Source organism: Cupriavidus sp. D39 (assembly GCF_026627925.1).
GTDB lineage: Bacteria > Pseudomonadota > Gammaproteobacteria > Burkholderiales > Burkholderiaceae > Cupriavidus > Cupriavidus ulmosensis.
The window spans coordinates 480704-506354 of record NZ_JAPNLE010000009.1; the positions used below are offsets into that span (position 1 = coordinate 480704).

The window sequence follows — 25651 nt, forward strand, 5'->3', positions numbered from 1 at the left end:
TCCTCTGCCGCAACACGCCGCGGAAGCGAGGATCGGCTGCGCCTAGCAGTGTTTCGGGTGTGGGATCCAGCACTCGCGCACCCAGCAGCCGAGCCATCTCGCGGGAGAAATAGGCCACATTACGCTCAAGGTCGATACGCCAATCCCCCAGGTGCGCGATCCGCTGCGCCTGGGCAAGCCCTCTTGACTCTCGCGCAGGCTGTGTGTCATGCCATCGGCCACCGCCAGGGCACGTGAGCGGGAACTGGATAGCGCGTAGGCCAGCCCGGCCAGCAGCGCGGTAATGATCAAGCCGGCCCCAAGCACCACACTCTTCAGGTGGCGTTGCGGGCCCGCCATGGCCTGGGCATCGGCGGAGAAGACAATGAGCCAGCGCCGCCCTCCAAACGGCTGTGCCACCTCCTTGCGCAGGAAGGAACGATCGTCCGATACGCTTGCCCGCTGGAGCGCGGCATGCTCGTCGCTGGCGGCAAGCTGTACGGCGCTGGCCCGGCTAGCAGCCTTCGCACTGGGGGCGTTGGCCGTCATGCCGCCGGCGCTGTTGTACAGCAGCGTCGCCGGGGATGGCGGTACTGGTTCGCCATCGAGTTTCCCGGCGTCGTACAGTTCGAAATGGGTCCCATACACGCGCTGGTTGCCGGCGATCTCCCCAAGCAGGCCGCTGATTCGTATGCCAGCCCCAACGGAGCCGATATAGGCACGGCGGCGCTGCTCCACTGAATCGAGCGGCTGGCCCTTTCTGTAGACCGGAAGGCGCAAGGCAATGCCGACGTGGGGACCTTTTGCTTCGCTGAAGATCAGGCGCCCGCTGCTCACTGCCTGCCCACTGTCACGGGCTCTTTCGAGGGCGGCCAGGCGCCCCGGCTCAGCACCCATGTCGATGCCGATCGACGGCAAGTTGTTGTGGAGCGGCTCGACATAAGTCAACACGAAATAGGCTGGCCGCTCTCCTGCGGGACGGATGGAGAACGCGACTCCGGCGTCGCGCAGGACCGCGTCCTTGCGCTGGCTGGCGACAAAGCTGGCCAGCTCGGAGGCCGGCACATAGGGCGCGTAGTTCAGCGTCTGGAACCCGGGGTAGCGTTGTTCCAGGTTGAGGCCATTGACGAAGTCGCGGAATTCCTCGCGCGAAATATCATCACTAGCGCCGAAGAGCGCCTGCATGGTTACCAGGACGTCGGTGTAGAGCCGGATACGCGTATCGATCTGCTGGGCGATATCGTTGGTATCGCTCTTGAATCGCAGGCGCGCATCCCTCTCCAGCAGCTCTGTGTAGAGCGAATGCACGACGATCGTGCTAAGCAGGCCGAGCAGCAGCGCGCCGAGTGTAATGGCGGTCGTACTGACGCGTCCGAGCGGACGCAGCAGTGGCGTCAGTAGCTTGCGCACACGATATCCCCCGGAACGTGACGTGTAGACTGCAGACGTAAGCGATCAAGCGGCGATGGTGTCAGCCGGCTACTGCTGGGCCGCCGCCGGGGCGCGCGGATTTGCGCAGCGTTGTTTTACCTGTCTCTACAACGTTATCCCAAATTGGAGCAGGGGCAAGGCCGAATACGGTTGTAGAGTCCCCACTTAAGTGGGGGTGCGCCCTATGTGCCTAGTCAAGCATGAGGGGCGGAAAGGCTGCCGCCGCGCGGCAAGGCGAACAGCTCGTCGCGGCGCCGTCTGGCAGGCGCCAAGCTTCCCTGGAACTCGTCATATACAAAGCCCGCCGCAAACGGCCCACACTCGTAGTACAGCGAACCGCTCAGAATCAGTGACCCCATAGAGGGTGATGCTCGATTGTGCATGCGATGCGCCGGCAATGGTGGACAGCAGCGTAGCCAAATGACCTCAAGGCACAAGTAGCGGCCGAGATGACATCTTCGTAATTGAATGGCCATCCATTCGTTACCGCTGTCTCAATACACTGATCTCCGCGTTGAAGCCACGCACTCATCGATCTGGAGATCACGATGCAAAACCTCAAGCAAGCAATTCTGACCACTGCAATCACAATGATGTTCTCCGGTATTGCCGCTGCGGCTACCGTAGACTCTGGTAGCTCGGACACGCCGCAGGATGGCGGCGGTCGCGTGACCCAGAAGCGCGACCCATTCACGGACGGGGCGCATGGCGGTTCCCGCGACTTGTCCGTGGTCTGCGCAAGATCGGCTTCGTTTGACGGGTACTCGGACGGCCGATAAGTAGCGGATGCTCTTGGCTCAGCGATCCGAGCGCCAATCATCGGAGGGCGCTCGGCCCTTACCCCAATCCCATGTCGTTTCCCACCCAGTGGCGAGCGTGACTCCCGTCGCTAGTGGTATAGGCCGGGGCGCCGCGATGCGTCTCCCCGGGCTTGGCCGCCGGTTTGGCTGGCGTTGGCGATCCGCTGGATTTTTGATCAGGGCCCGACGATTGCGCTGTGGGCTGCACGTCGCCCGGACTAGTTACGCGGCATCAATGACGCATTCGGATGGATGCTGAGCACGCAGGACAAGGCTGACATCGATGCGTTGCTCGCACAGCATGTGACCGATCCAGTCGGGAACGAGGGGAGACAACGATCCAAGCGGCCGCTGCTCAGGCGCGCGCGCGCCGGGCAGCGCTAGCCGCGAGCAACGCTGTCAATCCCGCAGCGAACAGCGGTCCCGCCGCCTGAGCAGCGACAGCATGCAATGCAGCCACTTCCCACGCTGCCAGCACCCACAGGACCACGCCGATCGCAAGCCAGCCGTCGTCGACGAAGAGGCCCACCAGTTCCACGGTCACCTTCGCGAGACGGCCTCGATCGGGGGAGGGGGCGAGGCTGTTGCGTTTGCCAATGGGGAGGACGTGCTCCGCAGATGCCCGCAAAGGCGAACCATACCCAGGGCAACGACAAGGAAGGCGCCGATAAGCGCCAGGATCGCCCAATCTTCGCCGGGCCACGACAGCTTGATACCCTCGCCCACCCAGAAGGTCCCGAAAGCAGCCAGCATGACGCCAACGCCGAACTTGAGGGCGTTTTCCGGAATCTTGGCCAGCGGCCGATGCAACCAAAACCCGAGCATCACCACGACCAGCAGCGCGAGGAGGGCACCAATGGACGCGGGGAGGATCATGCGGCCGCTCGCGCCAATCGCAATGACGATGAACACCACCTCAATCCCTTCCAGCATCACGATCTTGAATGCGGCCGCGAACGCCACCGCATCGATCGCCTCGCCAATTGGGCCGTCTTGCCGCCGCAAGGCTTCGGTTTGCCGAGCGAATGCCTGCGCTTCGTCATGCAGCGGCAAGATGCCTGCCGCCCGCAGCACTGCCTTGCGCAACCAGCGCAGACCGAATAGCAGCAACAGCGTACCGACCACCAATTGGGCCACCGGTAGCGGAATCCTGGCGAGCGCGGGGCCTAGTGCTACGACCAGTAGCGTCAGGACGGCCAGCGAGGCTGCGGTCCCTAGCAGCGCCGAGCGCCAGCCGCGGACGGCGCCAACCGCCAGCACGATGGTTAGTGCCTCCACGAACTCGACCATGGAGGCCATGAATGCTGCGAGTATCGATGGTCCTGCCGAAGTCCATTCCATCATGTTCCTCTCCTATGTTCCAGGCTGTCGATTTTCTTCGAGGTGCAGGGGCGGCGAAGCCCACTTTTCAGGCAACGCTCAGGTCTCCACCACGGGCACCAGTACCAGTACTTGCGTTCGTGGACCGCCGGTAGCGCAATGGAGCGACAGCAGTGAATTCTAGGGAGCGCAGAGACGGGAAACCCTGTCAATCCAATTACAGATTTGTCATCCAGGGCTACCGCGCCTGGGACTATCATGCGATCACGCAAGGCGCCAAGGCGCGCCGTGCTGGCACTAGCTAGACGGGGGCGAGCATGAGAATTCTGGTGGTGGAAGACGAGCCTAAGACTGGCGCGTACTTGCGCAAGGGGCTCACCGAATCCGCCTTCGTGGTCGACCTGGCCGTAACCGGCGCCGATGGCCTGCACCTGGCGGTGGAAGTGAGCTACGATTTGATCATCCTGGACGTAATGCTGCCCGACACGAACGGCTGGGAAGTGCTCAAGCAACTGCGTGAGCACAAGGACACCCCGGTACTGTTCCTGAGCGCATGCGACGAGGTAGCGGATCGTGTGCGTGGCCTGGAACTCGGCGCCGACGGCTATCTGGCCAAGCCCTTTGCGTTCGTCGAACTGCTGGCGCGGGTGCGTACTCTACTGCGACGCGGCCCGGCGCGCGAGGCCGTCCGCATCGAGATCGATGACCTCGAGATCGACCTGATCCGCCACCGCGTGACGCGCGCCGGGCGCTGCATCAAACTCACGCCGCGCGAGTTTTCGCTGCTGCATTTCCTGGCGCGCCGGCAGAGCGAGGTGCTAAGCCGCACACAGATCGCCTCGCACGTATGGGAGATGAATTTCGAATCCGACCGCAATGTCGTGGACGTGGCGGTGAGCCGCCTGCGTGCCAAGATGGATGACGATTTCCATACCAAGCTGATCCATGGCGTGCGCGGGGTAGGCTATGTGCTGGAACGCCGGGAGCCCTGATGTGCAGGCTCTCTCACTCACCACCCGCCTGGCGTTCGCCTTTTGCCTGATTGCTGCGACTGTGTTTGGTAGCGCGGGGACCCACCGGTACCGCGCGCTGGCTACGCAGGTGATCTGCCGCGACGATGCGGAGCTGCTGCGCAAGGCGGCACGCGTGCGCAATGAGCGGATGGCGCAGGGCGCGCTGGATTCGGCTTTCGGCCTCAAGGCGATTCGCTCGTGGACCACGCGTGAAGGCTTCGCGCGGCTTTCCCAGTTGTCGGCCGATCTGGCGCATGATTTCCGCACGCCCATCTGCGGCCTGCCGACTGCGCGCACGCAAGTGTTGCTCCCCCACGCGCAGGAACACCCCTAAGGCAGGCCTGGAGCGCGGCCGTGGAGATCGATATCGCGGTGCAGGAAGCGGCCTGGCCTAGCATCTCCTGCCAGATATCGGCCGGCGGCTGCGGGGGCGGCGTGAGCGCGTCTAGGTTGTCACACTTTGCGCCGCTGCGGTCGGGCGCCAGGCCCATGGGCAGCATGTCGTAAGCCGGCATCAACGAAAGGGGCAGCGCTGTCATGCAAGAAGGCGAGGTTGCCAGAATGCCTTTTGGCTGAAGGCCCATGGACGGGTCGCAAGGGCTTCGAGCAGCTCGGCCAGCCCGCTAGCGCAAGTTGCCGGCGGGACGGGAGGGTAAAGCCTGCAGACAGCCTTGTGAAGGCGGGTGGCCGATCTGCGCGGCTTTGCTTGGCTATTTTTTCGGCGGCGCGGCGCTAAACGTTTTGTTGGCAATCTTCCAGACGCCGTCGATCTCCAGGAGCGTCATGTAGTCCGTGAAGGTCACTTCCGGATACTCCAGCACCACCTTGGCGGTGCCGGCATTGCCTGTCACGTCGAAATGCGTGATGAAGCGCTTGCGCTGTGCTTCATCGGCCGCGGGCTGGCCCTGGAAACGCGCGGAAAACTCATCGAGGGTCAAGGCGTGCAACTTTCCCTCGCGGAACGAGATGATCCTGGCGTCCGCATGGAACGCCTTGCGCATGTATTCGGCATCGCCGGTGATGTGGGCTTGCAGGTAGTTCTCGATCGGCTCAAGTGCGGCTACGTGTTGTGATGTCATGCCGGGGGTGCTGAATGTCATGTCGTCTCCAGATCAATGAATCCGCCGGGCCGTGGCCTGAGTGGCGGGCGTCAAACCATGCGATTGCATTCTATTATTGCATACAATATGTTCCGCCTTGCAACTCGTGCCGTCTGGCTCCGGCCGGCAGGCGGTCGGTGGCCCGTAGACACCATACAAGTGGCCTGCGATGACCTTCATCCGGCGACGACAAAGCTTGCTGCAAGAATTCTTAGAAAAAACTTGCCAGCGTTGCGCGAACAACTTAGTATTCGCTCCCCTCGCAGTACGAGGCTCAGCTGCAGGGCAGGGCGGCCGAATTTGCGGGGTTAGCTGGAAAGGTGAGAAAAGCGCATAGCGAATCTGGCCCGAGCAAGAAAAGATTAAAAAAGTATTGATGAAACGCAGATAATTCTTTATAGTCTCGTTTCTCCGCTGCAGCAAACGCAGCGACGCGGCAAGCAAAGCGAACCGCGGAAAGTTCTTTAACAAACAAACAACCGATAAGTGTGGGCGCTTGATAGCGGATGCGGAAGACTTCGGTCTTTTAGCTTACAAGTTATAAAGTGCTCGCACAGTAAAACATGTTGGTTATGTCTTCGGACATAGCCAGTCAGTTTTCTGAGAGTGAGCGACCGCTCGAAAGAGCGAGATCCGTCGGGAAACCGAAGGGTCACACAGGCATTAAACTGAAGAGTTTGATCCTGGCTCAGATTGAACGCTGGCGGCATGCCTTACACATGCAAGTCGAACGGCAGCACGGGAGCAATCCTGGTGGCGAGTGGCGAACGGGTGAGTAATACATCGGAACGTGCCCTGTCGTGGGGGATAACTAGTCGAAAGATTAGCTAATACCGCATACGACCTGAGGGTGAAAGCGGGGGACCGCAAGGCCTCGCGCGATAGGAGCGGCCGATGTCTGATTAGCTAGTTGGTGGGGTAAAGGCCCACCAAGGCGACGATCAGTAGCTGGTCTGAGAGGACGATCAGCCACACTGGGACTGAGACACGGCCCAGACTCCTACGGGAGGCAGCAGTGGGGAATTTTGGACAATGGGGGCAACCCTGATCCAGCAATGCCGCGTGTGTGAAGAAGGCCTTCGGGTTGTAAAGCACTTTTGTCCGGAAAGAAATCCCTTGCCCTAATACGGCGGGGGGATGACGGTACCGGAAGAATAAGCACCGGCTAACTACGTGCCAGCAGCCGCGGTAATACGTAGGGTGCGAGCGTTAATCGGAATTACTGGGCGTAAAGCGTGCGCAGGCGGTTTTGTAAGACAGGCGTGAAATCCCCGAGCTCAACTTGGGAATGGCGCTTGTGACTGCAAGGCTAGAGTATGTCAGAGGGGGTAGAATTCCACGTGTAGCAGTGAAATGCGTAGAGATGTGGAGGAATACCGATGGCGAAGGCAGCCCCCTGGGACGTCACTGACGCTCATGCACGAAAGCGTGGGGAGCAAACAGGATTAGATACCCTGGTAGTCCACGCCCTAAACGATGTCAACTAGTTGTTGGGGATTCATTTCTTCAGTAACGTAGCTAACGCGTGAAGTTGACCGCCTGGGGAGTACGGTCGCAAGATTAAAACTCAAAGGAATTGACGGGGACCCGCACAAGCGGTGGATGATGTGGATTAATTCGATGCAACGCGAAAAACCTTACCTACCCTTGACATGCCACTAACGAAGCAGAGATGCATCAGGTGCCCGAAAGGGAAAGTGGACACAGGTGCTGCATGGCTGTCGTCAGCTCGTGTCGTGAGATGTTGGGTTAAGTCCCGCAACGAGCGCAACCCTTGTCTTTAGTTGCTACGCAAGAGCACTCTAGAGAGACTGCCGGTGACAAACCGGAGGAAGGTGGGGATGACGTCAAGTCCTCATGGCCCTTATGGGTAGGGCTTCACACGTCATACAATGGTGCGTACAGAGGGTTGCCAACCCGCGAGGGGGAGCCAATCCCAGAAAACGCATCGTAGTCCGGATCGTAGTCTGCAACTCGACTACGTGAAGCTGGAATCGCTAGTAATCGCGGATCAGCATGCCGCGGTGAATACGTTCCCGGGTCTTGTACACACCGCCCGTCACACCATGGGAGTGGGTTTTGCCAGAAGTAGTTAGCCTAACCGCAAGGAGGGCGATTGCCACGGCAGGGTTCATGACTGGGGTGAAGTCGTAACAAGGTAGCCGTATCGGAAGGTGCGGCTGGATCACCTCCTTTCAGAGCGTGCATCCAACGTCGAGCGTTCACACTTATCGGTTTGTTAATTGTTAGAGCCAGGATGCGCACTGCGTGTCCTGTGTTGCATGGTCAAATGCAAGCGCTTAGCTTTGAGCGCTTGCATTTGGCTTTGCCAAGACGATGCGGGACCAAGTCTCGCTCGGCTGTTCTTTAAAAATATGGGATGTAGTAAAGGTGTCGTGAGCGTTGATGAGACGCTGCAGTAAAACACGATACCGGGTTGTGATTGTATCAACCAAAATGTATTTAAGTGATCGAAAGATGACTTGGAATACGGCACAAATGCGAGAACTCATCCTGTAGCGAGCACGCCTTGAACGCAAGTTTGAGACACACTCGTTATAGGGTCAAGCGAACAAGTGCATGTGGTGGATGCCTTGGCGATCACAGGCGATGAAGGACGCGGTAGCCTGCGAAAAGCTTCGGGGAGCTGGCAAACAAGCTTTGATCCGGAGATGTCCGAATGGGGAAACCCGGCCCGTATGGGTCATCCCTGACTGAATACATAGGTCAGGGAAGCGAACGCGGCGAACTGAAACATCTAAGTAGCTGCAGGAACAGAAATCAACCGAGATTCCCAGAGTAGTGGCGAACGAAATGGGAAGAGCCTTGTACTCTTTAGCAGTGTTGTTAGCAGAACGGGATGGAAAGCCCGGCCATAGCAGGTGATAGCCCTGTATGCGAAAACAGCGTTGTGGAACTAGGTGTACGACAAGTAGGGCGGGACACGTGAAATCCTGTCTGAAGATGGGGGGACCATCCTCCAAGGCTAAATACTCGTGATCGACCGATAGTGAACCAGTACCGTGAGGGAAAGGCGAAAAGAACCCCGGGAGGGGAGTGAAATAGATCCTGAAACCGCATGCATACAAACAGTCGGAGCCTGGAAACGGGTGACGGCGTACCTTTTGTATAATGGGTCAGCGACTTACATTCAGTGGCAAGCTTAACCGATTAGGGAAGGCGTAGCGAAAGCGAGTCCGAATAGGGCGTTCAGTCGCTGGGTGTAGACCCGAAACCAGACGATCTATCCATGGCCAGGTTGAAGGTGCGGTAACACGTACTGGAGGACCGAACCCACTAACGTTGAAAAGTTAGGGGATGAGCTGTGGATAGGGGTGAAAGGCTAAACAAGTCTGGAAATAGCTGGTTCTCTCCGAAAACTATTTAGGTAGTGCCTCGTGTCTCACCTTCGGGGGTAGAGCACTGTCATGGTTGGGGGGTCTATTGCTGATTACCCCGCCATAGCAAACTCCGAATACCGAAGAGTGCAATCACGGGAGACAGACATCGGGTGCTAACGTCCGGTGTCAAGAGGGAAACAACCCAGACCGCCAGCTAAGGTCCCTAAGATTGGCTAAGTGGGAAACGAAGTGGGAAGGCTAAAACAGTCAGGAGGTTGGCTTAGAAGCAGCCATCCTTTAAAGAAAGCGTAATAGCTCACTGATCGAGTCGTCCTGCGCGGAAGATGTAACGGGGCTAAGCCAGTCACCGAAGCTGCGGATGCACGTAAGTGCATGGTAGGAGAGCGTTCTGTAAGCCTGTGAAGGTGTCTTGTAAAGGATGCTGGAGGTATCAGAAGTGCGAATGCTGACATGAGTAGCGATAAAGGGGGTGAAAAGCCCCCTCGCCGTAAGCCCAAGGTTTCCTACGCAACGTTCATCGGCGTAGGGTGAGTCGGCCCCTAAGGCGAGGCAGAGATGCGTAGCTGATGGGAAGCAGGTTAATATTCCTGCACCGTCGTATGATGCGATGGGGGGACGGATCGCGGAAGGTTGTCCGGGTGTTGGAAGTCCCGGTCCCTGCATTGGAGAAGGCGCTTAGGCAAATCCGGGCGCGGAATTCAAGGATGTGGGGCGAGCGGCCTAGTGCTGCGAAGCAATTGGAAGTGGTTCCAAGAAAAGCCTCTAAGCTTCAGTCATACGAGACCGTACCGCAAACCGACACAGGTGGGCGAGATGAGTATTCTAAGGCGCTTGAGAGAACTCGGGAGAAGGAACTCGGCAAATTGGTACCGTAACTTCGGGATAAGGTACGCCCTTGTAGCTTGACTGGCCTGCGCCAGGAGGGTGAAGGGGTTGCAATAAAATGGTGGCTGCGACTGTTTAATAAAAACACAGCACTCTGCAAACACGAAAGTGGACGTATAGGGTGTGACGCCTGCCCGGTGCCGGAAGATTAAATGATGGGGTGCAAGCTCTTGATTGAAGTCCCGGTAAACGGCGGCCGTAACTATAACGGTCCTAAGGTAGCGAAATTCCTTGTCGGGTAAGTTCCGACCTGCACGAATGGCGTAACGATGGCCACACTGTCTCCTCCCGAGACTCAGCGAAGTTGAAGTGTTTGTGATGATGCAATCTCCCCGCGGCTAGACGGAAAGACCCCATGAACCTTTACTGTAGCTTTGCATTGGACTTTGAACCGATCTGTGTAGGATAGGTGGGAGGCTTTGAAGCGTGGACGCTAGTCTGCGTGGAGCCGTCCTTGAAATACCACCCTGGTTTGTTTGAGGTTCTAACCTTGGTCCGTGAATCCGGATCGGGGACAGTGCATGGTAGGCAGTTTGACTGGGGCGGTCTCCTCCCAAAGTGTAACGGAGGAGTTCGAAGGTACGCTTGGTACGGTCGGACATCGTACCTAAAGTGCAATGGCAAAAGCGTGCTTAACTGCGAGACCGACAAGTCGAGCAGGTGCGAAAGCAGGACATAGTGATCCGGTGGTTCTGAATGGAAGGGCCATCGCTCAACGGATAAAAGGTACTCTGGGGATAACAGGCTGATACCGCCCAAGAGTTCATATCGACGGCGGTGTTTGGCACCTCGATGTCGGCTCATCTCATCCTGGGGCTGTAGCCGGTCCCAAGGGTATGGCTGTTCGCCATTTAAAGAGGTACGTGAGCTGGGTTTAAAACGTCGTGAGACAGTTTGGTCCCTATCTGCCGTGGGCGTTGGAATCTTGACGGGGGCTGCTCCTAGTACGAGAGGACCGGAGTGGACGTACCGCTGGTGTACCTGTTGTCTCGCCAGAGGCATCGCAGGGTAGCTATGTACGGAAGAGATAACCGCTGAAAGCATCTAAGCGGGAAACTCGCCTGAAGATGAGGATTCCCTGGAGCCTTGAGCTCCTTGAAGGGTCGTTCGAGACCAGGACGTTGATAGGCTGGGTGTGGAAGCGCAGTAATGCGTTAAGCTAACCAGTACTAATTGCCCGTAAGGCTTGATCCTATAACCAGTGTGTTTCTCCTGGTTGAGTATCGCGTGCCGCTGCGACAGCCACAAAGCAGCTTGGCCGATACCTCGCAACCTACTACTACATCCCTATTCGCTGCGTTGACCAAGTCAACGCGGCCACCGTTTATGCCTGGTGACCATAGCGAGTTGGAACCACCCCTTCCCATCCCGAACAGGACCGTGAAACGACTCCACGCCGATGATAGTGCGGATACCCGTGTGAAAGTAGGTAATCGCCAGGCTCTCCCTTAAAACCCCCAGTACGCAAGTACTGGGGGTTTTGCTTTTGTGGCGGCGATTTCAGAACGCAAGCGTGCGGCCATCCCCTCTTGAAGTTGGGCGATGACCTTCCAGGATCGACAGCACTAGCAGGCTGCTGAAGTACTACCCGCACAAGCTGCAAGACTTCCCGCTCTATGGTTGATGTGCCGCCTATTTTTCACAATCCGGAAGCTGCGCGTCAATTCATCGATTTTTTGATGATTTGGCGCCCGTTTCTGGCCTCATTACCGCGATTACTGCAACTGCGGACGGATTTCTCCCAGCGAGCGCATGCGCACCAAGTTGTACGCGGCCATGCTCAACACAAACATCTGGTCAACTTTCTTCAGTCCGCGCACCATCACTTGACGCATGCGCCCCACGGTCTTGGCCCAGCCAAAGCCTTGTTCGATCAGCTTGCGCTTTTGCTGCGAAATGGCATAACCCCGCTGCAGGCGATCTCATCCGGAACCGCCGAGCGTCGCCCGGAGGTGTTTTGCGCCACGTGGGGCGTGACCCTCATCTCAAGGCAAGCCTCAATGAACTCGGCCGCGTCATACCCCTTGTCCGCACCCACGGTGACTTCCACGTTCGCATCGTCGACCACCTGCCGGGCGTCGTTGACCATGACCTTGGCGGCTTCGCGCTCTGCATGCCCATCAGCAGTTGTCACCAGCGCGCTGACCACCAGGCCGTGGCGGTTGTCGCTCAGGGTATGGCCCATGTAGCGCAACTCACTGGCGGTTTTGCCTTTGCGATAGAGCCGGGCATCGGGGTCGGTCTTGGACTGTGCGTTTCGTTGCTGCGCTTGCGACCTTTGAAGTTGCCACCATCATTGGCTTCGTCCTCGCCGTCTTTGCGCACAAAGCTCTTGTGGCCGGCCCAAGCCTGAATGAGTGTGCCGTCCACGCTGAAGTGTTCGCCGGAAAGCCAGTCCTTCTTTTGCGCGATGGCCAGTACTTCGTTGAAGAATTCGATCACTGCATCGTGCTTGATCAGGCGTTCGCGGTTCTTGGTGAATACGCTGGGCACCCAGACTGCATCGTCCATTGCCAGGCCAATGAACCAGCGAAACAGCAAGTTGTAGTGCGTCTGCTCCATGAGCTGACGTTCGGAGCGAACGCTGTAGAGCACCTGCAGCAGCATGGCCCGCAACAACTTCTCAGGCGCGATACTGGGTCGACCGCCCTTGATATCGGCCTCGTACATCCCGGCGAACAGCCGATCCATCTTCGCCAGCGCCTGATTGGCCATGGTGCGGATCGAGCGCAGCGGGTGAGACTTCGGTACAAAATCCTCGAGCCGCCGCATGATGAACAGGCTTTCGGTGAAGGTGTCGGCGCCGCGCATGAAACGTCGTAGGGTGTGGGGTTCTCAGATCAACGCTTCAGCCACTCGAAGCGCTGACTTCGGTCGGAGGTATTTCAGCGGCCTGCTAGGGCTCTAGGGCTGGAGTTGGCAAGTAAATGACCATCAGGCTATGCTTTCAGCATGCAAACAGTCGCGGACGGCGTTTTATGAAAAAGAGCACAACGACCCAGGACGAATCCCCGTCCGAACTGATCGACGCGAGGATCAAGGAACTGGACGACTGGAGGGGCAAGACGCTCTCCCATGTCCGCGCTCTCATCAAACAGGCTGACCCTGAGGTGGTCGAGGAGTGGAAGTGGAGAGGCGTTCCGGTTTGGTCTCACGATGGAATAATCTGCACCGGCGAGACTTACAAGAGCGTCGTGAAGCTGACTTTCTCCAAGGGCGCTTCGCTCACGGACCCTTCAGGACTATTCAACGCCAGCCTTGAAGGCAATACCAGGCGCGCTATCGATTTCCATGAGGGTGATGAAATCGATGAGGATGCCTTCAAGACGCTCATACGCGCCGCTGCAGCCCTGAACAGGTCATCGGCCCGATAGTCGGATCCGGCGCCTCATGAGTTGGCGCCTATCCTGGCCGGCGCGATGTCAGGATCGCTTCGATCAACTCAAGGTGGGTGCGCCGGACGCTTGCTTCAGAACGGTTTCTTCACCGCCGCATCGCCATGGCCGACAAACAGCTTCATCGTCAGGCGCTGTGCCAGATTGCCATAGGGCGGATAGAACAGCCCGATGGGAAAGAAGCGATGCCGCTTGAATACCGTGCGCGCATGCGAGAGTTCGCGAAACCCTTCTTCGCCGTGATAGGTGCCCATGCCTGAGTTACCCACGCCGCCAAAGGGTGCGTCGTGGTTGACCACGTGCCAGGCCCAGTCGTTGATGGTGACGCCGCCGGAATGCGTGCGCGCGAGCAGGTTCTCGCGCTCGGCCGTATCAAAGCTGAAGCAGTACAGGGCGAGCGGACGCGAGCGTTGCTGCACCATGGCGATAGCCTGCTCGTGCGTGTCGTACGGCAGCACCGGCAGGATGGGGCCAAAGATCTCCTCGCGCATCAGCAGCATGTCGGGCGTGCAATTCGTCACGACGTGCAATGGCAACCGGCGGCCGGGGCCGACCTCGCAGCAGGCCACCACCGTCGCGCCCTTGGCGCGCGCGTCGTCCAGCATGGCCTGGATGCGCGCAGCGTGGCGATCGGTGGCCAGCGCCGTGTAATCGGGGTTGTGCCCGGTACGCTCGCCGAAGATCTCGCCGAAAGCCTCGATCACCGCCTTGACGAACTCATCCACCCGTTCGCGCGGCAATAGCGCGTAATCGGGCGCCACGCAAACCTGGCCGCAGTTGATTCCCTTGCCGTGCGCGATGCGCCGGGCGGCCTCGCGCACTGGATAGTCGCGCAACACGATGGCGGGCGACTTGCCGCCAAGCTCGAGCGTGACTGGCGTGAGATTGCGCGCCGCCTGGCCCATGACGATACGGCCTACCGCTGGCGAGCCGGTGAAAACGAGATGGTTGAAGGGCAGGGCGCTAAAGACACCGGGGTCTTGCAGCTCGCCGCCGATCAATGCAACATGGTCTTCGGCGAAGATCTCGCCCAGCATGGCCTTGAGCGTGGCGTTGGTGGCTGGCGTTGTCTCCGGCATCTTGATCATGACGCGGTTGCCGGCGGCCAGCGCGGCAACCAGCGGGCCCAACGACAGATAGACCGGGAAATTCCAGGTCGCGATGACACCAACGACGCCCTTGGGCTGGTAGGTGACGCGCAGGCTGTTGCTGGCGAACAGCAGCTCGGGCCAGCGCCGGCTCGGCCGCATCCAGCGGCGCACATGCGAGATGGCATGACGGATCTCCAGCGTGGTCGGCAGCACCTCCAGCATCTTGGTCTCGGCCAGCGAGCGAGCGCCAAAATCCTGGGAGATCGCTTCGGCAAGCACGTCCTGGTAGCGCAGGAGTTGCTGCTTGAGAGCGCGCAAGTGCCCACGCCGCTGCCCTGCATCAGGCAAGGAGTGGCGCAGGAAGGCTTGCTGTTGCGCGGCGAACACGGCTTGCACGCAGGTGCTCAGGATGTCCTGCCTGGCCAGTTCCTCTGTCAGCGCGCGGCCATTCATGCGGACCTCTGCTGTTCGTTGGCTTGCAGCACGGTTTCGGAATGGGTTTCGGAATGGGTTTCGGTTTCCGCATAAGCCCGTCCGCCGAAGCGCAGCGCGGAATGCGCGCGGCGCGACTGGAACAGCGGGTAGAACATCTGGGTGAACCAGCGCTCCTGCCCGAACAGCACGTCATCCTGCAAGCCAACCTTGGCGGGATACTTGCGCGTGATATGCGCCGAGCCAAACAGGATGTCCCAGAAGAACAGCAGATTGCCGAAATTGCCCTTGTAGTAGCCGATCCCGTCCTCGTTCGTCATCGCGTGGTGCGCCCAGTGGGTGGCGGGCGTGGAGATCGTGCGCTCCAGGATCCACATCAGCGGGCGCAGCGCGCGGATGCGGTACAAGGGCTCGTCCCAGCGCCACGCGCTGTGCGCGCCAAGGATCACAGTCAGCTTGATGACCAGGTACGCACCGTAGACTTTGGCGAACCCGAGGTAAAGCAGGACGCCTGCGATCCAGAGGCCCGGCATCATCAGGTAGTAGAGAAAATTGTTCCGGTACGTGATGCGGATGCTCATGTATTGCGCGGTATGGTGCGCGCGATGCAAAGGCCACAACAACGGCGAATGCGACACGCGGTGCCACCAGTATTGCGTCATGTCGTCGCAAACCAGCAAGATCGCGGCCATTGCCCACCATGGCAGGTGTGCCCACGCGCCTTGCTGCTCTGGCATCAGCCAGGCGCACAGCTTGCCGGCCCCCAGCAAGGCCAGGGGCTGGGTGATCGCGAGCAAGCTCACGAACATCGCCAGCTCCAGCTTGGTATCGTCGAGGGTAGCGTTGACGCTGTTCTTGTAGCGCCGCGTGACACACTCCATGCAGGCAAAGCCAAGCATGGCGATCACGATCAAGGTGTTCTGAAGGTGCGGACTCATTGGGTTGTCTCCGATCTCGCTTTTTGGCCTGAAAGACCTTAAGTCCGCCTGACTGTAGGCTTGCCGGGTCAATGCGTCCAATGCATACTATGCAATGTTCCAATGCGTACAGAGCAACGCAGCATGATGGACCTTCGCCGTCTCAGCCACGTTCTGGCGCTGGCCGATGCCCTGCATTTCGCGCGGGCGGCCGAGCGCGTCCACCTCAGCCAGCCTGCGTTCAGCCGCAGCATCCAGGCTATAGAGGCGGACCTCGGCATCCGCCTGTTCGACCGTGACGTGGGCGATGTGCGGCCGACTCCGGCCGGCGCGTTCGTGATCGAACGGGCCCGCCGGCTGCTCTTCGATGCGCGCTGCCTGCAGCGCGATGTCGATCTCTTTCGAGACAGCCAACTAGGGGACACCGCTTTCGGCGCCGGGCCATTTCCGGCGGCGACGCTGATGCCGCGAGCGCTGTCCGAACTGCGGAGCCTCTATCCCAAGGTGGCCTTGCGCGTGGAAGAGGGCAACTGGAAGCAGTTGTTGGAGCGCCTGCGCACCGAAGACCTCGAGTTTTTCGTCGCCGACGTGCGCGACCTGCCGGAAGATCCGGGACTGGAAATCCGTCCATTGGGGACGCAATCCGGTTTTTTCTACGTACGCACCTCGCACCCGCTTGCCGGGCGCCGATGCACGGTGGCCGATGCCTGGCAGTACGGCGTCGCGGCGACCAAGCTGCCGAATGTCCTGAAGACCGAACTGGCCAGGGTGCTCAGCATGCCGGCTGGCGAGCAAGCCGTGCTCGCGCTCGAGTGCGATGACATTGCTATCCTCAGGGCCGTGGCGCTGTCCACCGACACGGTTCTCGCCGCCACGCATACGTCGGTGCAAGCCGATCTCGATGCCGGCACGCTGCTGCCGCTGCGCATCGAAGGACTGCCTTCGCTGTTCTCCGAGATGGGCGTTGTCAGCCTGCGCAACCGGACCCCGTCGCCGATGGCGCAAAATGCCATCTCCTGCATCGCGCGGGTCGCCGGCGAGGTGAACGCCTGGCTCGCCTGATCACCGATGGCGCCACGACTGGAAACCGCTGCGCTAAAAGAAGCCGGATCTTTGAGTTTGCCCGAGCTTCGTGCCTTGTGTGTGGATACCATTCGCGCCAGGTGCTGGCTGGGAGAAGGTGGAGTAGGCTTCGGCGGGCGGCTTGCGATCGAGACTCCGGCGGCATGGCAACACAAGGGAGAGAGGCGAAGGCCGCATAATGCGGCATTGCTTGCGCACATCGACCATTGCCACTTCATGCCTGCCAGCCGAAAACCCTCGACGCCAGCCCGCGCGTCCGCTCGCCAGGACGCGCCCGCGCGGCGTGCCACAAAGGGACCTGTTGCAACCACCGTCACCTCGCCCGCGATGCGGCCCCCACGCCAGCCTCGCAGCGAGCAAAACCTGGGCAACATGATCAAGGCCGGCCGGGCGCTCGCAGAGCAACGCGGCGACCTGGATGACATTTCCCTGAACGATGTAGTGAAGGCGGCCGAGACGTCGATTGGTGCCTTCTATGCCCGCTTCAAGGACAAGGAGGCGTTCCTCCAGGTCATGCTTGAGGCCGCGCTGGACGAGGCCGAAGCGCTTACGAAAAAATCGGTCGCCAGGGATCCGGTCTGGCAAGCCGGCCCGGCTACGGCCATCGTCGAGCGCATCGTGCGCGTCTATGTAGGCCAGTTTCGCCAGAATCGTGGCCTGTTCAAAGGATTCCTGCGGCATTACTCCGCAACCGGGGGCGGCGACAATCCCATGCGGCTGGCCAACCGCCGCATCCAGGATCTGCTTGTGCCATTGCTGGCCAGGCAGATCGATTCGCCACGCGCAGGCACCGCGGACTTCGAGGTGCGCGTGGCCATCCAGTTCCTGGTGGGCACGTTGGCCAATCTATTGCTCAACGATCCGGGCCCGCTGCATCTGGAGCAACGCAAGCTGGAAACCCACCTGATCCGGATGATGCGCCGCTACCTGTTGCTGCCAGAGGCGTAGGCAAGACACACGTCCGCCGCTGGCAAGGCAAGGTAGCGGTGCAGCATCTCGGTGAGCCGTTGCTCCAGCCGTGGATCGTACAGGTCCAGGGCGCTGGGCGTATGCAGCACGATATTGGTCAATGCGCTGATGACAAGCTGGACCGCTATGCGGGTCTCGTCATCCGGCCCGCTGAAACGCCCGGCGGCAACGTGGCTGGCCAGGCGCGGCACCATGGCATCCAGGATCTGCCGGTTGGCCTCGCGAATGGGTTGCCACAAGGGATTCTGCGCGGGGCTATGCCGCATATACGCGGCGAACAGGCCACGGTGCTTGCGGAACAGGCCAATGTAAAAGCCAACGATGCGCGCACAGATCGCGTGGGCCGGCCCTGCGTTCCAGGTGGGGTCCGTGGCCAGCGAATAGTCCAGCTCGGCGCGCAGCTCCGCCAGCGTGTCTTCCAGCACCAGCGCGCAGAACGTCTCCTTGTCCGGAAAGCGCGCATAGAACGCGCCAACCGACGTGGAGGCGGCCCGCACCAGATCGGCGAGCGAGAAGCCGGTCAGGCTGCCGGCTTCGTTGATCAGCGCCCTCCCGGCTGCGAGCAGAGCCTTCAGCGTGGCTTCGCTTCTTTCCTGGCGGGGCTGTTTCAGCCCCGCGCGCAGCGTCGGCGCTGCGGCGTCAAAGGGTGCCGTGATTTCGGATGTCATACGTCGAAGGTGATGGCGACCGGCCGCTCCTGGCGTGGGCGCGCCTGGCAGGTCAGGATCCAGCCGGCAGCAAGCTCGTCGGCACTGAAGACATCGTTGCGCGCATGGACGACCGCGCCATCCACGCACTTGGCCGCGCACGAGCCGCAATAGCCTTCCTCGCAAGCATAGGGCGCATCCACGCCGCAGGCCAGCGCGGCTTGCAGCAGGGACTGGCCGCTGGCAATCCGCACCACATGCAGGGCGCCGCCGAGGGTTACCGTGGCGTCGCAAGCCTGGGCAGGCAACGGCGCCGCGCTTGCCACATCGGGCTCCTGCGCGGCAGCGTCAAACCGTTCCAGATGCACGCGCCCCGGCGCCATGCCGGCCACTTCAGCGGCCTCCAGCACGGTCCGCATGAATGGCCCGGGGCCGCACAGATAGAGCTGGCAGTGCGGCACGGCCGAGAGCAGGGCGGCGATCTTGCCACGCTCGGGAAAACCGTCGGCGTCGTCGTAGTGCAGATGCACGGTCAGCCGTTCGGGGTTGCCGCGCGCCAGCCTGGCGATCTGCGCCGCGAAGATGGTGCTGTCGCCATCGCGATTGGCGTAGTAAAGCGTCATCGCGCGGCTGGTGGATGCCAGCGCGGAACGGATCATCGACAGTACCGGCGTAATGCCGCTGCCCGCCGCGCAGAAGAAGAGCGGCGCATCCATGGCCTCGCACACGAACCGGCCAGTCGGCGCGCTCACCTCCAGCTGCGTGCCGGCGCCGACCTGCGCATGGAACCAGCCCGAAACGCGGCCACCCGGGATGCGCTTGACGGTGACGACCGGAAGGCCGCCGGCCTCGGGCGAACTGGAAAGCGAATAGCTGCGCAGCAGGATGTTCCCGTCCACGTTTACCCGGAAGGTGAGGTGCTGGCCGGCGCGATAAACAAAGGATTGCTGCAGTGCATCGGGGACCAGGAGCGCATAGGAACGGGCGTCTTCGGTCTCCCGAGTGATCTGCGCGACAGTCAAATTGTGGAACTGCATCAATGTCTCCTGGCTTCTGCGGACCCTGTGCCGGACCCTTGAAATAACAAGAAAGAGAATTATGATTCTGTTTATAGCCGGAAGCAAAAGCAAATTCAAGACCAATCCCACCACCGGCTAGTGCTAGCAAAACAGGCGTGGAGAACGGTCAAAACCCATGAGCGCCAAAGGAGATTGCATGTCATCCCTTCATCGTTACACGCTGCCGGTGGTCCAGACAGGCTGGTCGATCGGCAGCCAGGTGTCCACCGAGTTCAACTGGGAGTACGACAACGAGAATTCCAAGCTGCTGCAACTCTACCAGACCAGCAAGAAGCAGCAATGGAACGCCACCGACCGGATCGACTGGTCGCAGGAACTCGATCCCGAGAACCCGCAGGAACTCGATGACCGGATGATCCCGATCTACGGCACGCCGCTATGGGAAAAGATGGGCAAGCACGACCGCATCGACGTGCGCCGCCACCAGCAGGCGCATTCGCTGTCGCAGTTCCTGCATGGCGAGCAGGGCGCGCTGATGGTGTCCGCGCGCATCGTGCAGATGGTGCCGGAAATGGACGCCAAGTTCTATGCCGCCACGCAGACCATGGACGAAGCACGCCACGTGGAAGCCTATTCGCGCCTGCTGCACGAGAAGGTCGGGATCATCTATCCGATCACTTCCGGGTTGAAATCGCTGCTTGAAACCATCCTGACCGACTCACGCTGGGACTTCTGCTACCTCGGCATGCAGGTGCTGGTGGAAGGGCTGGCGCTGGCCGCGTTCCAGCGCATCCGCGACTTCTCCAAGAATCCGCTGGCCGCATCGATCAACGCCTACGTGATGCAGGACGAAGCGCGCCACGTCGCATTTGGCCGCACAGCGTTGCGCGGCTACTATCCGCAATTGACGGAGGCCGAGCGCAAGGAGCGCGAGGACTTCGTGATCGAAGCCTGCTACCTGATGCGCGATCGCTTCGACCAGAAGGAAGTATGGAGCCGCCTTGGGCTGCCGGAAGAAGAGTGCGCCAAGGCGGTGCGGGAGTCCGAGACCATGCGGCAGTTCCGCCAGAGGCTGTTCAGCCGCATCGTGCCGACCGTCAAGGATATCGGGCTGTGGAGCCCGCGCGTGCAGGCCGCGTTTGCCGACATGGGCGCCATCGAGTTTGCCAATGTCGACGTCGAGGCGCAGTTCGCGCAGGACCAGAAGATTGCGGAGGAGTTCGACGCGCGCCGCGTGGTGATGGAGTCCATCGAGGCCGCTCAGGCGCAAGCCAGCCACTGAAGCGGTTGCCGCTGCAGGTCCGGTGTGTCAAGCCGGGCCTGCTTTTTCGACGCCGGTGCACACCTGCGATATCTGGGCAGGCACGCCGGCGATAGGGGCAACGTACTTCAAGGCCTACGCTTGGAGGGCCTTTACGCCATTTGCCAGGCGGTCGCGCATTAGTTGCCTCAGTGCGGGAGACAAGTGGGCATCCACGGCAGGAAACGTGTCGGCAATACGCGCCACCCATTGACTCAAATGCGTGGCGGCTGCGCTCTTGTCATCGAACCCGAAATGCACCGCATCCGCCAGCACTGCCTCGCGTGTGATATCGAAGCGTCCCTCGGACAGTTGCATGATCAGCGTCCTGGGATGTTCGTCGGGATTGGGAACGACATCGAACGCCGGCGAGAGCCGCCAACGGCGATCCGTTGCGTGGAAGATGGCCGCGTGATTGCGTGGATGGTCGTCGTCATTGCCCACCATCGCGTTGAATACCATGCGGTCGAACAGTTCGATCCGGTCCTCGAGCGGCGCGCCGATCCTTTTCAGTTCTTGTGCCAGGCGCGGATAACTCCATGAAGCCGACAGTCCGCCTGGATACTCGGCACCCAGCAGGGATGCACCACTGAGCGCCATTGTCCTTTGCTCGCCGCGGCGATCAAAACGGCAAATGCGCACTACGCTCAGTCCGTCGCCGACCTGATGGTGCACCGAGCGGGCGAAGTTCATGCCCGCGGCTGCACCCCACTGCAGGGTGAAATGCTCCAGGCTGGGAATGTCTGCCGTGTCGCTGGGCAGGATCGGCTTGACCAGCCAGTAGTCCTCTCCGTCTTGTAGCGTCCCCTTGGGCCGAGCGCCGCCCAGGCTGGGCGTGGCCATGAGCAACTTGCGCAGCCGCGCATCGACAGGAGGGCGCCTTTCGTACATGGCAAGCAGCTCTTCGGCCAGCCCCTCTAGTTGCGGCAGCTTGGGGCTTGCGATGACATCCACGGAAGGCTTGCGTGAGATGCCAACAGCGAGCGCACCCCATCGATCGCCATTCCTGGCCAGTCTCAGGTATGCGCTGTCGTGCGCGTCTTCGGTGAGGTTATGTTCGCGCTGCAAAAGCATCCGTCCCCATGAGTCCGGGCAGGCATCACGCAATACATCGTGCAGGCCGCGATATCGATGGGCTAGATGGTCGATGCCGGCAATGAGTGGCAGGTTGACCGGATCGATGGACCAGGGCAAGGCCGCATCCATGTAGCTCGGGGCATACCGGAACACGCCGGTGCGTCCATCCGCGTGTAGCGCATAACGACCGACGGTTACCCAAGCGCCGGTGTCCGGGCGTTGCAGGTAGATGAATAGCGGCTTAGAAGTAGTCATCATCCTTCTCGGATGCGGGCGGGCGAGCCCTGGCATGCGCGCTCGTAGCCCAATAGCGCGGGTCCAGCGGTGGCGCGGCCGTATCCAGCACACCAAGTATCAGCAGAGCAGTGAGATAGGTCGCGGCGCCTGCGCCGGGATCGCCTCGTTCAACTCGGCGCAAGGTCGCGTCGGAGATACCCATGCGCGCGCACAGGTCTGCGGCGGGAACGTGTTGTGCGACGCGTTGCGTGCGTATGCAGCGGCCCCAGATGCGCAGGCGCTCGGCGACCAGCGATGGCACGGCTTCGGCATGCAACAGCTTCTTCGGCACACAAACTCCCGTCATAGATATCAGTTTAAATGAACTAAAACGACCTCTATGACGTTATTCTTGCCGAGAAAAGCCAAAATGAATGCCGAGAGAGTGGATGGCTTGACTATAGATATCGTTTTATGGAGTGTAACACGATATCTATGATGGATGTATGCAATCGCATATGGATGTGCCGAGCCCGGCGCTGGGTAACCTCATCGGCGCCTGATCTGAACAATTTCGGCTTGCGATCTGAAAGAACTTCGGTATGCAACCAGTTGCAATGTTTCGGCGTTGCGAAATAGAATGGCCTGACCAGTGATCAGCAGTTCCACCAATTCCACCAGTTACCGAGCGGAGACAGAAAGGCATGACCATAAACAATCGCGTGACAGCGATGCTTGGCGTCCAGCATCCGATCATCCAGGCACCAATGGGATGGATCGCCAGGGCGCAGCTTGCTGCCGCGGTCTCGAATGCCGGCGGCATGGGCGTCATCGAGACCTCATCCGGAGAACTGGACGCGATTCGCGGTGAAATCCGCAAGATGCGCGAGCTGACCGACAAGCCGTTCGGGGTCAACATCGCCCTGACCTACGTGCGTGACCCAGCCATTGTGCAATTCGTCGTCGACGAGGGAATCCGGTTCGTGACCACATCCGCCGGCGACCCCACGCGCTATTGCGCCGAACTGAAGGCAGCCGGCCTGACGGTTTTCCATGTGGTGCCGACGCTGGCCGACGCTGGCCGGCGCACTGAAGGCTGTCGCCGCCGGTGTGGATGGCCTGATCGTGGAGGGCAGCGAGGGCGGCGGCTTCAAGAACCAGCGCGACGTCGCGTCCATGGTGTTGCTGCCGCTGGTTTGCTCGAAGATCGAAGTCCCGGTCATCGCCGCCGGCGGCTTCTGCGACGGCGCCACCATGGCGGCGGCGTTCGCCATGGGTGCCGAGGGCATCCAGATGGGCACGCGCATGTTGTCGTCGGTAGAATCGCCCGTGCATGACAACTGGAAGAACGCCATTGTCGATGCGCGCGAAACAGATACCGTATTTCTCAATCGCGGCGGCAATGGCCCGGCACTCCGGGCCTTGCGCACGGCACGCACATCCCGGATCGAAGAGCAGGTGCCTGAAAGCATCAAGAGCGAATTCGCCGGCGTGCAGCAGCTTTACTTCGGCGGCGACATGGAAGCGGCCGTGCCGCTGACCGGGCAGGTTTGCGGGCGCATTGATTCGATCATGCCGGTGCGTCAGATCATTGACGAAACGATTCGGGATTTCAGCCGGGCCGTGGATGGGCTGGCGGCACGTTACGGCGCCAAAAAGGCTTGATGGCTCGTACGCGCGATGCGATGGCCGGCAGGATCGGCTCGTGGGAATCCGCCGTCGCCTTTCCCGGCGCTTACTGTGACAGCGCGATCGAGACCGATGCCTCGCTCGTCAGCATCAGGAACGCAAGCGTTTCGCGCAGATACAGCCGTACGACCTGATCCGTATGGCTGATATAGCCGATCGACAGATCCTCGCCAAGGTGCAATGCGTAGTCGCCACCGCGGGTCGACAGCACGCTGCCGCCGCTAATCGCCGGCGCCCAGATGATCTCGCCACTGACGATCTGCTTGATGTGGTCAACGACCGGATAACCTTGATCGCGCGCCCCAGCGAGCGCGGTGTATGCGTCGGCGCCGAGGAGCACGGAGTAGGGGCCGTCGACGCCCGCGAGCCGCAACTCCTCGATCGCACCGCTGATCACGTTCGGATATTCGTTGACGTCGGCTGGCAGCGTGAACTTCGGATTCGACGAGCCTTCGCGGATCCCGACGATGCCCGCCGCCTGATAGCCGTCGAAGATTGCGCGATCCTCCGCGAACGCGAGCTGCCTCGCCGCTTCCTTTGCTGGCTGCCAGTCGGAGTCGAGCGCGCCGCGCTCGACGCTGTCGATCGTTTCGCGCTGGAGTTCAAACGGCACGGTCAGCTGAACCAGGGCCTTGACCTCGCGCAACTTCGCGCCGACGCCCTGCAGCGGCGCCTCGATGTCACGCAGGTGTCCGGTGCCCACGCCGGCCAGTTCCGCGCCTCCGGGGCCGATAAGGTCTATCACGCGCCGTCCAGCCACCGAACGCTTGAAGGTACGCGCCACTTCCTGTTCAATTTGTGACCATGCGGCACTGGTGATCGGGGCGAGTTCGCGGTGCAGGTTATTCATACTGATGGCTTCCTTTGAGCGATCCAATATTCAATGAGCCTTGTTGGTGCGACGCGGCCGACGCAGAGGGAGCAGATTGACCAACACTGGCAGCAGGTGCGTCGCGGTCCGCGAGCCCTGCGAGCAGGTCGGCCGACGGGACGAAGAACAGGCTGCCAGTGACTGCGCTGCTGTAATCGAGCAGCCGGTCGTAATTGCCGGGCGGCCGTCCGACGAACATGTTCTCCAGCATCTGTTCGATCGGTGCGGGCGAACGGGCGTAGCCGATGAAGTAGGTGCCGAACTCTCCCGCGCCTGGGCGTCCGAACGGCATGTTGTCACGCAGAATCTTCACTTCTTGTCCATTCTCGACGAGCGTCGTCAGCGAACTGTGCGATGACGAGGGTTTAACCTTTTCGTCCAGTTCGATGTCGGACAGTTTCTTGCGCCCGATGATGCGTTCCTGCGTTTCGACAGGAAGAGCGTCCCACCCGGCCATGTCGTGCAGATACTTCTGCACGATGACGTAGCTGCCGCCGGCGAACTCGGTATCTTCGTCGCCGATCACCGTGAAATCGACCGCCTCGCGTCCGGCCGGATTCTCAGTGCCATCGACAAAGCCGATCATCGCGCGCATGTCGAAGTTACGAAAGCCGTGCACCTCGTCGACGACCCGGATCGCATCGCCGAGCTTGCCGAGCAGTCGGGTGGCAAGCTCGAAGCAGAGGTCCATCGAATCGGCGCGGATGTGCAACAGGAGGTCACCCGGGGTCGCGATGGCGACGCGCTTGCCGGTGCCGAACTCCCGAAACGGTTGCAGCGCCGCAGGACGGGGCTCGCCGAACAGCCTGTCCCATGCGCCGGAGCCGAAGCCGCAGACACAGGACAGATTGCCGGCCGGCACGCGCTGACCGACCCCGCGCACGACTGCGGCGACGTCGCCACACCACGCGCGGACGGTGTCGGCGTGGCCGTCACCCTCGGTGAGCGTCGCAACGATGAATATCGCGCTGCGGGTGACTGTGCTGGAAACGGCTTGCGGTTCGGGGACAGGTGTAGGCATCGGATTTTGCATGTCGTATAAACCGATACAGTTT

21 protein-coding genes, 3 rRNA genes and 2 pseudogenes are annotated in these 25651 nt (G+C 60.7%); 12 read left to right on the forward strand and 14 right to left on the reverse strand.

All coding sequences use genetic code 11. From position 1 onward, the window contains the following. Nucleotides 1-42 precede the first annotated feature (42 nt). On the reverse strand, nucleotides 43-1389 hold the full coding sequence (locus tag OMK73_RS13755) for a CHASE domain-containing protein (protein ID WP_267602549.1): 1347 nt from the start codon (nucleotides 1387-1389) through the stop codon (nucleotides 43-45). 569 nt (nucleotides 1390-1958) lie between these two features. On the opposite strand from OMK73_RS13755, the gene OMK73_RS13760 reads away from it, so the two are divergent. After that, nucleotides 1959-2189 carry a hypothetical protein gene (locus tag OMK73_RS13760; RefSeq protein WP_267602550.1) on the forward strand — a complete coding sequence of 77 codons (231 nt, stop codon included), beginning with the start codon at nucleotides 1959-1961 and terminating at the stop codon, nucleotides 2187-2189. A 376-nt stretch (nucleotides 2190-2565) separates the two neighbouring features. Here the strand turns inward: OMK73_RS13760 and OMK73_RS13765 are convergent, their stop codons facing one another. Together OMK73_RS13765 and OMK73_RS13770 are read right to left on the reverse strand one after the other, a co-directional pair. Beyond that, a complete protein-coding gene (locus OMK73_RS13765) occupies nucleotides 2566-2748 on the reverse strand; it encodes a hypothetical protein (RefSeq protein ID WP_267602551.1) in 183 nt (60 codons plus the stop codon). 2 nt (nucleotides 2749-2750) lie between these two features. After that, on the reverse strand, nucleotides 2751-3509 hold the full coding sequence (locus OMK73_RS13770; RefSeq protein ID WP_267602552.1) for a COG4280 domain-containing protein: 759 nt from the start codon (nucleotides 3507-3509) through the stop codon (nucleotides 2751-2753). 338 nt (nucleotides 3510-3847) lie between these two features. Here OMK73_RS13770 and OMK73_RS13775 point away from each other — a divergent pair, with 338 nt between their 5' ends. Beyond that, the gene (locus OMK73_RS13775; RefSeq protein WP_267602553.1) at nucleotides 3848-4522 is read left to right on the forward strand and encodes a heavy metal response regulator transcription factor; all 675 of its coding nucleotides are present in this window, start codon (nucleotides 3848-3850) and stop codon (nucleotides 4520-4522) included. Between the two features lies 1 nt (nucleotide 4523). Beyond that, nucleotides 4524-4877, forward strand: a complete 354-nt coding sequence (locus tag OMK73_RS13780) for a hypothetical protein (protein WP_267602554.1) — start codon at nucleotides 4524-4526, stop codon at nucleotides 4875-4877. Nucleotides 4878-5253: 376 nt separating this feature from the next. Here the strand turns inward: OMK73_RS13780 and OMK73_RS13785 are convergent, their stop codons facing one another. After that, nucleotides 5254-5643: a nuclear transport factor 2 family protein gene (locus OMK73_RS13785; RefSeq protein WP_267602555.1), complete on the reverse strand. Its 390-nt coding sequence runs from the start codon at nucleotides 5641-5643 to the stop codon at nucleotides 5254-5256. Nucleotides 5644-6308: 665 nt separating this feature from the next. Between OMK73_RS13785 and OMK73_RS13790 the strand changes: the two genes are divergently transcribed. The 3 genes from OMK73_RS13790 (at nucleotide 6309) to rrf (ending at nucleotide 11332) form a co-directional block, all read left to right on the forward strand. Next, nucleotides 6309-7839: ribosomal RNA gene (locus tag OMK73_RS13790) — 16S ribosomal RNA — on the forward strand. Between the two features lie 366 nt (nucleotides 7840-8205). Next, nucleotides 8206-11084 (forward strand): 23S ribosomal RNA (locus tag OMK73_RS13795). A 135-nt stretch (nucleotides 11085-11219) separates the two neighbouring features. Continuing rightward, a 5S ribosomal RNA gene (gene rrf, locus OMK73_RS13800) occupies nucleotides 11220-11332 on the forward strand. Together the 16S, 23S and 5S rRNA genes form the textbook arrangement of a ribosomal RNA operon. Nucleotides 11333-11605: 273 nt before the next feature. Here the strand turns inward: rrf and OMK73_RS13805 are convergent. Then, nucleotides 11606-12701: pseudogene (locus tag OMK73_RS13805) on the reverse strand (IS5 family transposase). A 167-nt stretch (nucleotides 12702-12868) separates the two neighbouring features. Here OMK73_RS13805 and OMK73_RS13810 point away from each other — a divergent pair. Then, the gene (locus OMK73_RS13810) at nucleotides 12869-13264 is read left to right on the forward strand and encodes a DUF1801 domain-containing protein (protein WP_267602556.1); all 396 of its coding nucleotides are present in this window, start codon (nucleotides 12869-12871) and stop codon (nucleotides 13262-13264) included. A gap of 95 nt (nucleotides 13265-13359) precedes the next feature. Here OMK73_RS13810 and OMK73_RS13815 read toward each other — a convergent pair whose 3' ends face one another. Together OMK73_RS13815 and OMK73_RS13820 are read right to left on the reverse strand one after the other, a co-directional pair. Further along, the gene (locus tag OMK73_RS13815; protein ID WP_267602557.1) at nucleotides 13360-14829 is read right to left on the reverse strand and encodes a coniferyl aldehyde dehydrogenase; all 1470 of its coding nucleotides are present in this window, start codon (nucleotides 14827-14829) and stop codon (nucleotides 13360-13362) included. Further along, the gene (locus OMK73_RS13820) at nucleotides 14826-15746 is read right to left on the reverse strand and encodes a sterol desaturase family protein (RefSeq protein ID WP_267602558.1); all 921 of its coding nucleotides are present in this window, start codon (nucleotides 15744-15746) and stop codon (nucleotides 14826-14828) included. The genes OMK73_RS13815 and OMK73_RS13820 overlap by 4 nt, the downstream gene beginning before the upstream one ends. Nucleotides 15747-15869: 123 nt before the next feature. On the opposite strand from OMK73_RS13820, the gene OMK73_RS13825 reads away from it, so the two are divergent. Beyond that, on the forward strand, nucleotides 15870-16787 hold the full coding sequence (locus tag OMK73_RS13825) for a LysR family transcriptional regulator (RefSeq protein ID WP_267602559.1): 918 nt from the start codon (nucleotides 15870-15872) through the stop codon (nucleotides 16785-16787). 393 nt (nucleotides 16788-17180) lie between these two features. Then, entirely contained in the window at nucleotides 17181-17756 is a 576-nt protein-coding gene (locus OMK73_RS13830) for a TetR/AcrR family transcriptional regulator (RefSeq protein ID WP_267602560.1), read from the forward strand. Here the strand turns inward: OMK73_RS13830 and OMK73_RS13835 are convergent. Both OMK73_RS13835 and OMK73_RS13840 read right to left on the reverse strand, forming a co-directional pair. Continuing rightward, nucleotides 17732-18445, reverse strand: coding sequence for a TetR/AcrR family transcriptional regulator (locus OMK73_RS13835; RefSeq protein WP_267602561.1), 714 nt, complete (start codon nucleotides 18443-18445; stop codon nucleotides 17732-17734). The two genes, OMK73_RS13830 and OMK73_RS13835, sit on opposite strands and share 25 nt — an antisense overlap. After that, a complete protein-coding gene (locus OMK73_RS13840; RefSeq protein WP_267602562.1) occupies nucleotides 18442-19461 on the reverse strand; it encodes a ferredoxin--NADP reductase in 1020 nt (339 codons plus the stop codon). Before OMK73_RS13840 ends, OMK73_RS13835 begins: the two co-directional genes overlap by 4 nt. Before the next feature lie 178 nt (nucleotides 19462-19639). Here OMK73_RS13840 and OMK73_RS13845 point away from each other — a divergent pair, with 178 nt between their 5' ends. Beyond that, the gene (locus OMK73_RS13845; RefSeq protein WP_267602563.1) at nucleotides 19640-20725 is read left to right on the forward strand and encodes a ferritin-like domain-containing protein; all 1086 of its coding nucleotides are present in this window, start codon (nucleotides 19640-19642) and stop codon (nucleotides 20723-20725) included. A gap of 114 nt (nucleotides 20726-20839) precedes the next feature. Here OMK73_RS13845 and OMK73_RS13850 read toward each other — a convergent pair whose 3' ends face one another. Together OMK73_RS13850 and OMK73_RS13855 are read right to left on the reverse strand one after the other, a co-directional pair. Beyond that, nucleotides 20840-22075, reverse strand: a complete 1236-nt coding sequence (locus OMK73_RS13850) for a type II toxin-antitoxin system HipA family toxin (RefSeq protein WP_267602564.1) — start codon at nucleotides 22073-22075, stop codon at nucleotides 20840-20842. Beyond that, nucleotides 22062-22388, reverse strand: coding sequence for a helix-turn-helix domain-containing protein (locus tag OMK73_RS13855; RefSeq protein ID WP_267602565.1), 327 nt, complete (start codon nucleotides 22386-22388; stop codon nucleotides 22062-22064). The genes OMK73_RS13850 and OMK73_RS13855 overlap by 14 nt, the downstream gene beginning before the upstream one ends. A gap of 415 nt (nucleotides 22389-22803) precedes the next feature. Here OMK73_RS13855 and OMK73_RS13860 point away from each other — a divergent pair. Continuing rightward, nucleotides 22804-22902, forward strand: a pseudogene (locus OMK73_RS13860) (nitronate monooxygenase); the annotation flags it as partial. Here OMK73_RS13860 and OMK73_RS13865 read toward each other — a convergent pair. Next, nucleotides 22876-23091 carry a hypothetical protein gene (locus tag OMK73_RS13865; RefSeq protein ID WP_267606648.1) on the reverse strand — a complete coding sequence of 72 codons (216 nt, stop codon included), beginning with the start codon at nucleotides 23089-23091 and terminating at the stop codon, nucleotides 22876-22878. The pseudogene OMK73_RS13860 and the gene OMK73_RS13865 sit on opposite strands and share 27 nt — an antisense overlap. A gap of 55 nt (nucleotides 23092-23146) precedes the next feature. Here OMK73_RS13865 and OMK73_RS13870 point away from each other — a divergent pair, with 55 nt between their 5' ends. After that, nucleotides 23147-23701, forward strand: coding sequence for an NAD(P)H-dependent flavin oxidoreductase (locus tag OMK73_RS13870; RefSeq protein ID WP_267606367.1), 555 nt, complete (start codon nucleotides 23147-23149; stop codon nucleotides 23699-23701). A gap of 70 nt (nucleotides 23702-23771) precedes the next feature. Here OMK73_RS13870 and OMK73_RS13875 read toward each other — a convergent pair whose 3' ends face one another. Then, entirely contained in the window at nucleotides 23772-24575 is an 804-nt protein-coding gene (locus tag OMK73_RS13875) for a family 1 encapsulin nanocompartment shell protein (RefSeq protein WP_267602566.1), read from the reverse strand. Further along, complete coding sequence (locus OMK73_RS13880; protein ID WP_267606368.1) at nucleotides 24568-25617, reverse strand: Dyp-type peroxidase; 1050 nt, start codon at nucleotides 25615-25617, stop codon at nucleotides 24568-24570. Before OMK73_RS13880 ends, OMK73_RS13875 begins: the two co-directional genes overlap by 8 nt. Nucleotides 25618-25651: the final 34 nt, after the last annotated feature.